This window comes from Prevotella sp. tc2-28 (genome assembly GCF_900107705.1).
GTDB lineage: Bacteria > Bacteroidota > Bacteroidia > Bacteroidales > Bacteroidaceae > Prevotella.
In genome coordinates, this window is record NZ_FNRE01000002.1 from 71,388 (window position 1) to 83,994 (window position 12,607).

The following is a 12,607-nucleotide window of genomic DNA, read 5'->3' on the forward strand; positions in this document are numbered from 1 at the left end:
TTTTTCAAAGACTCTAAGAATTACTTTTGAACGGGAATCTTCTCTACGCGCTTCTGGTGGCGTCCGCCTTCGAAGGTGGTCTTGAAGAACTCGTCCATGATTTGTTTTGCCGTGTTGTTGTCGATGAAACGGCCGGGCATAACCAGCACGTTGGCATCGTTGTGCTGACGAATCAGGTGTGCAATCTCCGTGCACCAAGCCAGTCCGGCGCGCACACCCTGATGCTTGTTCAGTGTGATGCTGATGCCCTCGCCTGAGCCGCAGATGCCGATACCGGGATATACCTCGCCGCTCTCGATGCCTTCAGCCAGTGCGTGCCCGAAGTCGGGATAGTCTACTGAAGCATCGCTCCACGTGCCATAGTCCTTGTATGGATACCCGTGCTCCTCCAGATACTGGAGCACATATTTTTTAAGAGGGTAGCCTGCGTGGTCACAGGCTACTCCTACGGTCTTAACATCTATCATGCTAATAATTTTTTAACTTGTTCATAAACATTCTGACCTGTGAAGCCGAGCTTCTCGTCGAGCACCTTGTAGGGAGCAGAGAAACCGAAGCTCTCCAAGCCCCATACGGTACCGTCGGCACCTACCAGGCCTTCCAGGTTGACGGGCAGACCAGCGGTCAGACCAAACTTCTTCTTGCCAGCGGGCAATACGCTCTGCTGGTACTCCTTCGACTGGCTGCGGAACAGTCCTTCAGAAGGAACGCTGACGATGCGTACCTTCACGCCGTCTTCGCGTAACAGCTTGGCACCAGCCTCCAGGGTGGAAACCTCCGAACCGGAAGCCAACAGGATGACGTCGTAGTTCTCGTCAGAGCCAGCTACGACATAGGCACCCTTCTCTGCCTTGTTGTAGTCGTTGCCCTCGGGCAGCATCTCGATGTTCTGACGAGAGAAGATGAGAGCGGTAGGTGTGTTGACGTTCTCCATAGCCATGCGCCAGCAGACAGTCGTTTCCTCAGCGTCAGCAGGACGGACAACGAGTACGGAGTTCTTGCCGTGATGGTTCTTCAGCTTCTCCATCAGACGTATCTGAGCTTCCTGCTCAACGGGCTCGTGAGTAGGACCATCCTCACCAACGCGGAAGGCGTCGTGGGTCCAGATGAACTTCACGGGCAGCTCCATCAGGGCAGCCATACGAACGGCAGGCTTCATATAGTCAGAGAATACGAAGAAGGTACCGCAGGCAGGGATAACACCACCATGCAGTGCCATACCGATACAGCAGCAAGCCATTGTGAGCTCGGCAACACCGGCCTCGAAGAAAGCACCGCTGAAGTCGCCACGAACGAGGTCTTTGGTCTTCTTCAGGAATCCGTTGGTATTGTCAGAGTTAGACAGGTCGGCAGAAGCACAAATCATGTTGGGCACCTGCTCAGCCAGCTGACCCAGAACGGCAGCAGAGGCGCTACGGGTAGCAGAGCCAGCCTTCTGTTCAACCTTGCTCCAGTCAATCTTCGGAGCCTTGCCGCTGAACCATTCCTCCAGCTGCTTGGCCTGTACGGGATGTCCCTTGGCCCACTCAGCCTTTTCGGCATAGCGCTTGGCTACAATCTGCTTCAGCTCCTCACGGCGTTTAGCATACAGTTCCTGTACCTCGGGGAATATCTGGAACGGATTCTCAGGATCGGCACCCAGGTTCTTCATCGTGTTGATATAGGCGTCGCCACCGAGTGGTGCTCCGTGGGTAGCGCAGTTGCTCTCGTAAGAGCTGTTGTCAGCCTTGCGGGCACCCTTACCCATCACGCAATGTCCGATAATCAGGCTGGGACGCTCTGTTTCTTTCTGGGCATTCTTGATGGCTTCGCGGATTTGGTCGACGTCGTTACCGTCGATCTTCTGCACATACCATCCCCATGCCTCGTATTTCTTGGCGGTATCCTCGCTGGTCACCACTTCTGTCTTGGTAGATAGCTGGATATCGTTGGCGTCGTAGAACATGATAAGGTTATCGAGTCCCAAGTTACCGGCAATACGACCGGCACCCTGTGAGATTTCCTCCTGAACGCCACCGTCAGAGATGTATGCGTAGATAGTCTGGTTCATCACGTTGCCCAGGCGAGCCTTCAGGAACTTGGCTGCGATGGCGGCACCTACGGCGAAGGTGTGACCTTGTCCCAAAGGACCTGAGGTATTCTCAATGCCGCGCTCGATTTCGCGCTCAGGGTGACCAGGTGTTACGGACCCCCACTGGCGCAGGTTCTTCAAGTCTTCGAGTGTGAATTTGCCGATGAGGGCGAGTTGGCTATAGAGCATTGGAGCCATGTGACCGGGATCCAGGAAGAAACGGTCGCGACCTTCCCATGCGGGGTTCTCGGGGTCGTAAACCAGGAATTCACTGTACAGGGTGTTAATGAAATCGGCACCACCCATAGCACCACCGGGGTGTCCAGACTTTGCCTTCTCAACCATCGAGGCAGCAAGGATTCGGATATTATCCGCTGCCTTGTTCATGATTTTGTTGTCGTTAGTCATAATTAATAATTAATAAAGTATGTTAGTCCTATAAAGTCCTATTTTGAATTGCACTTGCAAATGTACAAAAAAAAAACCTTATTGCAGTCGTTTTTCATGATATTTTAATGTAAAGTAACGAAAAGCGAAATAAATGAAACATTTTATATCAAAAAAGCAGGGGAAGTACACTGCTGCACTTCCCCTGCCTGATGGCTATGCTTTTTTAAAGAATGGTCTTGACGGCCTCCAACATACCCTTCTCCTGGATAATGTCGAGGAACTGCTTAACCATAGCGTTCAGTCCCTGAATCTTGTTCAGGTCTTCCTGCCAGATGAATTCTGCGCCCAGAACACCGTCTGCCACCTTCTGCGTATCGCCGGTAGCCCACAGGTCTTTCAGCAGATCCATAATCTTCTGGTCGTCGTTTGGAACAATCTCCACACCGTCGGCACGCTTGCCACCCTTGTAGTAGGTGATGATGGCAGCCAGACCGAATACCAAACCCTTAGGCAGTTCGCCCTTGCGCTCCAGGTAGGTCTTCACGCCGGGCAGGTCGCGAGCCTGGAACTTGGGGAATGAGTTGAGCATGATGCTCGTTACCTGGTGGTCTACGAACGGGTTGTCGAAGCGCTCCAGTACGTCGCCGGCAAACTTCTCCAGCTCTTCCATCGGCAGGTCAAGGGTCTGCATCAGCTCTTCAAACTGTACCTTGTGAATGTATTTTGAGATAACCTCATGGTTGCAGGCGTCACGAACGATGTTGACTCCGCTCAGGAAGGCAACAGGGCTCAGTACGGTGTGCGGGCCGTTCAGCAGGGTAACCTTACGCTTGTGGTAGGGTTCCTCTGAAGGTACGAACAGCACGTGCAGTCCGGCTTTGTCTGCAGGGAATTCCTTGGCAACTTCCTTAGGTGCCTCGATGACCCAGAGGTGGAAGTTCTCGGCCTGTACGACGAGGTTGTCGCGATAGCCCACCTTCTCCTGAATCTCGGCAATCTCCTTGCGGGGGAAGCCCGGTACGATACGGTCTACCAATGTAGCATATACACCGCAGCACTCGTCGAACCACTTCTTGAAGGCAGCGGGCAACTGCCACAGCTCGATGTACTTATTGATGCAATCCTTCAGCACGTGGCCGTTGAGGAAAATCAACTCGCATGGGAAAATGATAAGTCCCTTCGTGGGGTCACCGTTGAAGGTCTGCCAACGACGATACAGCAGCTGCACGAGCTTGCCGGGATAACTTGAAGCGGGCTTGTCCTCGAGCTTGCAGGCGGGGTCGAAGGCGATACCAGCCTCGGTAGTGTTTGAAATGACGAAACGAATCTCGGGCTGGTCAGCCAGTGCCATGAAGGCGTCGTTCTGAGAGTAGGGGTTCAGTGCGCGGCTGATGACGTCGATGCGCTCAAGGGTGTTCACGGGCTTGCCGTTCTCACGTCCCTGCAGGTTGACATGATACAGGCAGTCCTGGCCGTTCAGCCATTCTACCATACCCTTGTCAATGGGCTGTACAACAACTACTGAACCATTGAAATTGGTTTTCTGGTCCATGTTCCAGATAATCCAATCAACAAACGCACGGAGGAAGTTACCCTCACCAAACTGAATCACCTTTTCAGGCATCACGCTCTTCGGAGCGAAATTTTTGTTTAACGGTTTCAACATTTTACTTGTATTTTTGTAATAGTTTGTTTTTAATATGCTGCAAAGTTAGTGATTATTTCTGAAATATGTTCTATTTTATATTGAAATATTACGTTAACGTTTGCAAATATCCCTATTATTGATGCATCAGGTATTGCTTGAAGTCGGCAAAGTCCTTGCTCATCTCCACACTTTGCTTCTCACCGTCCATAAAGGCACGAAGACGGGCTGGTATCTCGATGTCAGCACCCAGAATGGCATCCACCTTCTCTTTGAACTTAGCCGGATGGGCGGTCTCGCAGAACACGCCAATTTCACCTTCTTTTAGTCCTTCTTTTAGTGCGCGATAGCCGCAAGCGCCGTGAGGATCAAGTATATAGCCCGTTTCGTTATAGCATTGGCGCATGGTCTCGGCTATCTGTTCGTCGCTATAGGTAGCACCACTGATGAGCTGGCTGATGCGTGCATGCGACTTGCCGTACAGGTCGTAGATGCGTGCGAAGTTCGAGGGGTCGCCTACGTCCATGGCGTTGGCTAGCGTCTGTACACTCGGCTTCGGGTTGTACTGACCGGTCTGCAGGTAGTTGTAGAACACGTCGTTGGCATTGTTGGCGGCTATGAAGCGGTCGATGGGTAGTCCCATCTCATGTCCGAACAGAGCGGAGCAGATGTTGCCGAAGTTGCCTGAGGGCACACACATCACGAGTTTGTTGCCGTTCAGTTTTTCCTTCATGCGGGCGTACGCGTTAAAATAATAAAAGGACTGGGGCAGGAAGCGGGCTACATTGATGGAGTTGGCTGATGTCAGCTTCATGTGCTTGTTCAGTTCGTCGTCCATGAATGCCGACTTCACCAGTGCCTGACAGTCGTCGAACACACCATCCACCTCGATAGCCGTGATGTTCTGACCCAGCGTCGTGAATTGGCACTCCTGGATGGGACTTACCTTGCCCTTCGGATAGAGTACGTAGACATGGATGCCCTCAACACCCAGGAATCCGTTGGCTACTGCCGATCCTGTATCGCCGCTGGTGGCAACAAGTACGTTTACCAATCCTGATTTTCCTGATTTGCCGATGAAATATCCCAGCAGTCGCGCCATGAATCGTGCGCCGACATCCTTGAAGGCGAGGGTAGGGCCGTGAAACAGTTCCAGCGAGTAGATGTTGTCCGTGACCTTGACTACCGGACAGTCGAAGCTCAACGTGTCATAGACAATGTCTTGTAGTGCATCTTCGTCAACATCTTCACCGAAGAAATTACTGGCCACGTTATAAGCAATGTCCTGAAACGACATGTTGCTCATATTCTCGAAGAAAGCCTTCGGCATCTTCTCGATACGCTCCGGCATGTAAAGTCCGCGATCCTCTGCTAGTCCTTTCACCACCGCTTTCTCCAGACTGGCAAGCGGTGCTTTTCCATTTGTGCTGTAATACTTCATAAGTTCTTCAAAAAATGTTTGTGCAAAATTAATGCAAATCCGTCAAATAACCAAATTAATGACGAATAATTTGAAAACAATTTCCGTGGAGACCGTGTTGCCTAATGCGATGATTCCATTTTGTAAAGATCTATGCTATGACAGTTCCACATCTAAAAGACTGTAATTGCTCGCCCATCACGTCTTTCATTACCTCAAACACATGAACACCAAAGAGCCGTAGGTAAACTAAATATGGTCTTGCTTAGCGATGACCCATCGGTAAAGGTTGCAGCCCGCAAAATTACCCAGCACCTCAGCAATATATACAATCAGCAAATCAATGCTGTACAGCTCTGGAACGGCCAGAAAATAAAAGGCGTCAGCAACGGAGTGGGCAAAGCCACAGAGGATGAAGACAGGGACGCCGAAGAGTAGGGGAAGGAATTTCCCTTCGCGCCCGAATTGGACGGCTGTGGTCATGATGAAACCGCATCCTATGGCGAGCAGGAAGCAGGCAAGGGGGCCTTTTGCCAGTCTGGACTGAACGATAGCAAGGTCGGGAGGCAGTATGTCGGGCTGGGCATAGGTACATGCCAGGGCAGTAAGTGCACAGCCCACGATATTACCGATAAGCACGGCTCCAAGCATAGACCAGTCGCCCTTGGCACGGATAAAGCCGGCAGTGCCTGTATAGAGCTTCAGTTTGTAATGGACGACGGCAAGGAGGCCGAAAGCGAATAATACGGCACCTGCAACACCGCCAACACGGAGGTTGACAACACAGCCTATAGAGATACATATGCCTGCAATAATGGCTGAACGTAGAATGGCTATTTCCTGTTTCATGGGTGCAAAGTTACGAAAAAAATCCTGAAATATATGTGTAACATCGGATTCATATTGTTTTGATGTTTAGTGTTTCAATGTCATGATCTTCGTAGGACAGGCCAGCGTACACTTACCACATTTCAGACAGTCTGGATCGAGATAGCCTATTTCCTGTCCACGACTGTCGTAGGGCGTGAGTTGCATCGGACAGACACGGGCACAGCTCTTGCACTTCATCTGACAGGCACTCGAAACATGGATGTTTGTAAAAACCTTGGGCAGCGGTGCTTTCTTGGGAGCCACCCAGCGGGAGATAGTTCCCATCGGACAGAACGAGCACCAGGTGCGTGGCGCATAGATGAAACTCAGCGTAACGCCGACAATGGTAGTCACCACGATAATCGTCCAGAACACACGCCCAATGCCACCCCACATTGCCAATCCGCCTTCGCTCCAGGGAACGGTGAATGTTAGCTGGATGCCAAACATGCTGAAGATAAAGAACACCATGAACAGGCGGAAGCCAAACGTACGCACGAATGCCGGTATCGGCTTGTGGGGTGAGTATTTCGATAGCAGACGATCGTACATGTTGCCGCGAGGACACACATGTCCGCACCACCAGCGCCCTTTCCAGATGCTGGTCATCACGGGACCAATCATGCAGATGAGTGCGATGAGTCCTATGACAGGATAGAACCATCCGACGATGATATACGCGATGATGATCCAATAGAGGTTTAATCCTGGTGTCGCAAAGTGCCGATGGAAGTTCTTTTTCTGTTGCATAATCATTTTTTGTTCATTTTACTAATATTTCGGCAAAGTTACAAAAAATAGAATTATTATTATTACCTTTGTCCCAAGTTTTAACGAAATATTAGGAATCACATGAGTGAGTTTCGCGAAATGAGGCGCAAGCGCCGGCAGCTTTCTGAGGAAGAGAGCATTTTCTAACAATCATCCTTCACGTCGTTGTGTAATTACTTTAATAGCCACTATACCGCCACTTTTGAAATGACAAAGATATAATCGTCAGGCAACAAAGCCACCTGCGCTCGTTGCCTTTACAAAGTATCAGGAAGCGGCGTCGATTTGCGGTATCCCATTCCGGTGATGTGGCAAATCAGGACGCCGTCCTGGTTTTCTACGCGTACTTCCACCGATGGAATCTTATGATGGTCCGACACGAATACGGCTTCGGCTCGTAGCGTGTCGCCTTCATGAGCACTGGCAACGAACATGATGGAATTGCTGATGCCGAAAGTGAGTTGACCGGCATGGTTCATCAGTGCCGCAATAGCCAGGTCTGCCAAGGTAAACAGCGCACCTCCTTGGCATACATTGCCGCCGTTCAGGTGGTCTTTGGTGACCGTCATCACCGTCACAGCATGATGGTTGTCAGCCTCTGTGATACGACAGCCTGTAGCAGCAGCGAAGCGGTCGGTCTGATTAAGTGTTTCTTTGATGTCCATATCCCTATAGGTTAATACATATGATACTGTCCGCCGTCACTCTGAGCATATTTGCGTAGCAGTTCTTGAATGTACTGCGCATTCTCCTCCACACGCTGTTTGTTGCCATCGTAGCCGTTGATGAGCACTACTAGATGCCGTGTGTCCATCGTCATCTTGGTGCGCTCATGATCGCTGGTAGGGGTGCCGACACCTCCTTCGGCATCGCGATATACAGGCAGGCCGTGGATGTTTATTAGCCCGCGTCCGATACCTTCATAGGGCTCACCTTCACGTCCTATTCCCAGGGTCAGCGTGTCGCCCACAAACCTGTCGGCATCAAAACCGCCAATGCTGTAGCCGTAGGCAATGGATGCCAGGTTAACCAAATCGACCAGGGTGTCGCGCTGATACAGTTCTTTTCCTTGGAGCAGACGGCGGATGAGCGCCTCTGAAGCAGGACGATAGCGTGAGGGGTCCTTTCCGCAAGCCTTATAGATTCGACGCGTGGCAGATATGCTGGTCATGTCCTTCAGCGTCTCTGTGGTCAGCTCTTGGCGGAAGCGAGCGCCCAGCTGTTCTATCTCTTGCCAAAGAGGTTCGCAATACGGGGTGTTGACAACAGAAGCTTCAATGCAAGCACCAACAAATTCAGGGCACACGGCTCCAATCTCAGGGGAAACAACGACTTTCATCATCGCAATTGTTTAGTTATATTGATCAATTTGTCTAATTTTTGCAAAAGTACAAAAAATCGTTCGTAATTGACATGTTTTTCCGAAAAAAGTTGGACGTTAGCATAATTCTGTTTAATTTTGTACCCTATTTATGCAAATAATCTGATAAAAATATGAGAAAATATCATTCCCTTACAGCTGTGCTGATGCTGGCAGGCATTTTTTCTTGGTCGTTGATGTCGTGTAGTGTCGAAGACCATGAAATAGTTCTGCAGTATAACGAACACAAGAACATCGTCGAGTCATCCGAATTCACACCCTATATGGATATGAATACCTTTGCCGGCGACGATTTCTACCAATATGCCGTCGGCAAGTGGTTGGCTGAAAATCCGCTGAGCTATGGCGAGTCTGTGAATGGGACGTACAGCGTCTTTAGCGAGAAGAGCAAAGATTTCATCGACAACGTGGAGGCTATCATTGCTGGCGACGAGGTGTTCAAGCGACTGAAGAGCGACTTCAACCCCTCTGCCGCATCTGCCGACTTAAAGCTGCTCATGCAGAAGCTGGCTGCCATCGATGCCGTTGCCACGAAAGAGGATATGTATAAAAAGATGGGCGAGCTGATGATAGAAGGCTATAGCAGCCCCTTCGTCCTCGTTCCGTCTCCCTTCTGTCGGAGGGTCGAGATAGTCGTCTCCCTGCCGGAGCCAGACCACTTCACGATGGAAAATGAGGCGCTGAAAGACCGTTATCAATTCAGTCGGGAGGAAGCCGTTCAGATGGAAAAGGTCATCAATGACTGGACCACGCTCGTTGCCAAGGAGAAGAAGGCCCTCGGTGGCTCTGCCTGCCGGACTTTCGACGAGTCGCTCTACCTGTCGCACTCATCCGGTGCAGGGCGTCGAGCCTCCAGCAATGCCCCCCTGGTACTCATGCTCCAGTGTACGGGCTACGGTGCCGGCGAGCTCACGTCCTTGCTGGAAGACTACAAAAACATCAACCAGTTCTTCGCCGACATGTCACTTGCCGACCTGAAACGCTTCACCAAGTATGTGATGGTCAACCGTGACGACGACTTCATCATTCTCAATCCGGAAGCAAAAGCCGAGGATGCCATCAAGGTATTCCTCATGGGCGACTATAACCCGCTGAACGTCCGTCTCAGTGCACTCTATAACAAGACCATCCCTGCTGCCAATCGCACAGCAGCCGTCGAGATGGCAAAGGAGTATCGCGAAGCCTTCCGTGAGCGCATCAACAAGCTCACCTGGATGAGTGACGTGTCGAAGGCCAGAGCCATCGAGAAACTGGATGCCATGATGCTGATGATAGGATGGACCGACGACGAGAGCCGTCGCGACGAATGGATGCCCAAGCTGACAGCCCAGAAGTCGTCGTACTATGAGGATATCTGCTCCATCTACAAGCAGATGTTCCAGATCATCTTGAAGAAGCTGGGCAGCAAAGACCCCTACGACTTCTTCTATAGCAGCGAGATAAGCACGCCGTCCTTCCAAAACAACGCCTACTATCAGCGTTCCAACAACAACATACTCATCACGACCAATGCGCTCAAGCAACCTATGTTCGACGCCAAGAGGAGCGACGCCTTCAATTACGGAACCCTCGGCGCTATCATTGGTCACGAGATGACGCACGGCTTCGACATGGCTGGCAAGGACTATGACAAGGACGGTTTGAAGAAGGCGTGGATGCTGCCTGCCGACGCAGAGGCCTTCGCCAAGCTCAGTCAGAAGCAGATAGACTTCTTCAACAAGCAGACCTACGGCGTCTATACCTGTAACGGACTGCTGACACGCGACGAGAACATTGCCGACCTGGGAGGTCTCTACATCGGCTACGATGCCCTGATGAAGCTGCTCGACAAGAAAGGTGTCTCTGGTGCTGAGCGCGACCGTCAGACACGCGACTACTTCCGTGCCTTTGGCTATCTGTGGATGGAGAACTCCAGCGAGAATTATCAGCGTGGATTCCTGACTTCCGACCATTCCCTGTCGCCCGTCCGCGTCCTCGGCAATGTCTATCAGCTCAACGAGTTCTACCGAGTCTTCCATATCCAGAACGGCAAGCGCTTCCTCAAACCCGAGGAGCGCATAGAAATATGGTAAGCTGACTGTTTATTTTCGTTCTTTTTTGCCTGTAAAATGAAGAATTAATCCGAAAACTGAGGTGTTATAACCACAAGACATAATTAGAAATTGATACTTACGCCACCCATCATCGTTGCACGGGGCATGGGATAGCCCAGGTTGATCTCGTAGCCCTGCGCCAGCAGGTTCTCACCACGTGCCCAGAGTGCCAGGTTACGAGTCAGTGCGTAGCTGACCGACAGGTTCAGCAGACAGAAGTTCTCCTTCTGCTCGGCATCGCCGACGGCAGTATATAGTCCACCGATGTATTGCAGACCGGCATTCACCGTCAGCTTGTCGCAGCGGTAGTCGGCACCCAGGAAACCCTTGTAGTTTGGAGCAGCCACCACGGCGTTCTTCATGTGCAGCAGCGAGTGGTTGGTGGAGAGCGTCCAATGGCTGTTGATGCGATACTGGGCTTCCAGTTCGGCACCGTAGTTCTCGATCTCTCCCGTGTTCACATTGCGTGGCTTGCCGTCTACGGGGACGGTCTGAATCATGTTGTCACCCTTGATATAGTAGAGGTTCAGCCCGTAGTTGAACGCCTCAAAACGGTGGCGCCATGAGAGCTCGTAGTTCCAGAGACGCTCTGGCTTCAAATCCGTGTTTGAAGGGGGATAGAGGTACATCTCGCGCATGGTGGGATTGCGGAATCCCTTGCTTGCCATCGCCTTGATCTCACCGGTCTCCATCGGACGGACCACGATACCAGCCTGTGGTATCCACTCCGTTCCAGTGATGGAGTGATGATCCATGCGGATACCGGCATCGATGGTGAGCCATTGCAGCAGGTCCTGACGGAAGTCCACATAGCCTGCTATCTCATTGCGATACGACTTGCCGCTCTGCTTGTTGGGCGTGTCCATCACGTCGCCAGTGGCCTTCGAAGTGTAGTAGGCGTAACCGTAGATGTGCATGTAGTCCATGCCTGCAGTCAGACGGTTGCCCTCGAACAGCTGCACGCTCTGATACCATGACACGCCCGTCAGTGCGTCCTTGGAACGGAAATAGCGCTGTGTGGGCTTGCTGGCGTCGGCAGTGCCGTCGTCAATCTTATGGCGTCCGAAGTTTGAATAGACGGAGATGGCACCGCTGGTGTTGCCGTAATGGTTCTCCAAGGCTGCTGACACGACACCACGGGTAATCCATTGGTTGGCGTCGTAGAGAGGACTGCTTTCCGTTCCTGGATGCGACGCGTTGAAGTGTGTGATGTTGGCGTCGACATAGGCATTCCAGTGGTCGTTGAAGTCATAGCCCAGCTTCAGGTAACCGCCATACTGCTCGAAGCCCATGCGTGGACGGTGGTTGTCGGTGCGACCATACTGGGCAGACACCGTGCTGTTGAACTTTCCACTACGCACCTGGTTGGACGCCTCGGCCTGGATGGTACCATAGCTTCCTGCGCCAAGGTTGATGTCGGTGCGGACACCATCCACACGAGACTGACGGGTCACGATGTTCATCACACCACCCATCGCATTGCTTCCGTAGAGTACCGATGCAGGACCACGCAACACCTCGATGCGCTCAGCCATCAGAGCCTGATAGCTGTCGGAGATGGGGTGTCCGTAGATTCCCTGATACTGTGGATGACCGTCGATAAGGACGAGTAGCTGACCAGCACCACCCGAGATACCACGTAGGTTGATACCTCCTGCTGCACCCGTTGAAACACCATAACCCATCATCGAGCGCGAGGTGACAAAGAAGCCTGGCACCTGTTGCATAACCGTCGGCAGTACACTCGTTTGATGCTGTTCTGTCAGCTGCTGTCGTCCAATCACATTCACCGTCATCGGCAAATATCGTACGTCTGTTGCGTTTCTTGTTCCTGTTACTACAACTTCCTGCAAAGCCAGTGAGTCTGCGGTCTGCGCCCCACTGACGGCAGTCATTATGCTGAATGTTGTTAAGACAATGATTTTCTTCATTTTCGTTTGTTTGCTCTTGCTATTTTACTTCACGC

10 protein-coding genes are annotated in these 12,607 nt (G+C 51.6%); 1 reads left to right on the top strand and 9 read right to left on the bottom strand.

Annotated features, from left to right (window positions below; all coding sequences use genetic code 11):
• Positions 1–20: 20 nt before the first annotated feature.
• From BLU47_RS01895 to BLU47_RS01930, 8 genes are all read right to left on the bottom strand, one after another.
• Positions 21–464 carry an RpiB/LacA/LacB family sugar-phosphate isomerase gene (locus BLU47_RS01895; RefSeq protein ID WP_091958317.1) on the bottom strand — a complete coding sequence of 148 codons (444 nt, stop codon included), beginning with the start codon at positions 462–464 and terminating at the stop codon, positions 21–23.
• A complete protein-coding gene (locus tag BLU47_RS01900; RefSeq protein ID WP_091957693.1) occupies positions 464–2,479 on the bottom strand; it encodes a transketolase family protein in 2,016 nt (671 codons plus the stop codon). Before BLU47_RS01900 ends, BLU47_RS01895 begins: the two co-directional genes overlap by 1 nt.
• 205 nt (positions 2,480–2,684) lie before the next feature.
• Positions 2,685–4,124, bottom strand: a complete 1,440-nt coding sequence (locus tag BLU47_RS01905) for a tagaturonate reductase (protein WP_091958320.1) — start codon at positions 4,122–4,124, stop codon at positions 2,685–2,687.
• A 118-nt stretch (positions 4,125–4,242) separates the two neighbouring features.
• On the bottom strand, positions 4,243–5,547 hold the full coding sequence (gene thrC / locus BLU47_RS01910) for a threonine synthase (protein WP_091957695.1): 1,305 nt from the start codon (positions 5,545–5,547) through the stop codon (positions 4,243–4,245).
• A gap of 228 nt (positions 5,548–5,775) precedes the next feature.
• Positions 5,776–6,375 (bottom strand): formate/nitrite transporter family protein, encoded by a 600-nt coding sequence (locus BLU47_RS01915; RefSeq protein WP_091957698.1) that lies wholly within the window; start codon positions 6,373–6,375, stop codon positions 5,776–5,778.
• A gap of 66 nt (positions 6,376–6,441) precedes the next feature.
• Positions 6,442–7,146: a 4Fe-4S binding protein gene (locus BLU47_RS01920; RefSeq protein WP_091958323.1), complete on the bottom strand. Its 705-nt coding sequence runs from the start codon at positions 7,144–7,146 to the stop codon at positions 6,442–6,444.
• 278 nt (positions 7,147–7,424) lie between these two features.
• On the bottom strand, positions 7,425–7,832 hold the full coding sequence (locus BLU47_RS01925; RefSeq protein ID WP_091957700.1) for a PaaI family thioesterase: 408 nt from the start codon (positions 7,830–7,832) through the stop codon (positions 7,425–7,427).
• A gap of 11 nt (positions 7,833–7,843) precedes the next feature.
• The gene (locus BLU47_RS01930) at positions 7,844–8,506 is read right to left on the bottom strand and encodes a B3/B4 domain-containing protein (RefSeq protein ID WP_091957703.1); all 663 of its coding nucleotides are present in this window, start codon (positions 8,504–8,506) and stop codon (positions 7,844–7,846) included.
• Between the two features lie 155 nt (positions 8,507–8,661).
• On the opposite strand from BLU47_RS01930, the gene BLU47_RS01935 reads away from it, so the two are divergent.
• Entirely contained in the window at positions 8,662–10,620 is a 1,959-nt protein-coding gene (locus BLU47_RS01935) for a M13 family metallopeptidase (protein WP_091957705.1), read from the top strand.
• An 83-nt stretch (positions 10,621–10,703) separates the two neighbouring features.
• Here BLU47_RS01935 and BLU47_RS01940 read toward each other — a convergent pair whose 3' ends face one another.
• Positions 10,704–12,572: a TonB-dependent receptor plug domain-containing protein gene (locus BLU47_RS01940; RefSeq protein ID WP_091957708.1), complete on the bottom strand. Its 1,869-nt coding sequence runs from the start codon at positions 12,570–12,572 to the stop codon at positions 10,704–10,706.
• Positions 12,573–12,607: the final 35 nt, after the last annotated feature.

What these genes read in the sequence shown, in the direction of transcription:
- BLU47_RS01900 (WP_091957693.1), bottom strand. Translation starts at nt 2,479, where the DNA reads ATGACTAACGACAACAAAATCATGAACAAGGCAGCGGATAATATCCGA.
- thrC (WP_091957695.1), bottom strand. Translation starts at nt 5,547, where the DNA reads ATGAAGTATTACAGCACAAATGGAAAAGCACCGCTTGCCAGTCTGGAG.
- BLU47_RS01915 (WP_091957698.1), bottom strand. Translation starts at nt 6,375, where the DNA reads ATGAAACAGGAAATAGCCATTCTACGTTCAGCCATTATTGCAGGCATA.
- BLU47_RS01920 (WP_091958323.1), bottom strand. Translation starts at nt 7,146, where the DNA reads ATGCAACAGAAAAAGAACTTCCATCGGCACTTTGCGACACCAGGATTA.
- BLU47_RS01925 (WP_091957700.1), bottom strand. Translation starts at nt 7,832, where the DNA reads ATGGACATCAAAGAAACACTTAATCAGACCGACCGCTTCGCTGCTGCT.
- BLU47_RS01930 (WP_091957703.1), bottom strand. Translation starts at nt 8,506, where the DNA reads ATGAAAGTCGTTGTTTCCCCTGAGATTGGAGCCGTGTGCCCTGAATTT.
- BLU47_RS01935 (WP_091957705.1), top strand. Translation starts at nt 8,662, where the DNA reads ATGAGAAAATATCATTCCCTTACAGCTGTGCTGATGCTGGCAGGCATT.
- BLU47_RS01940 (WP_091957708.1), bottom strand. Translation starts at nt 12,572, where the DNA reads ATGAAGAAAATCATTGTCTTAACAACATTCAGCATAATGACTGCCGTC.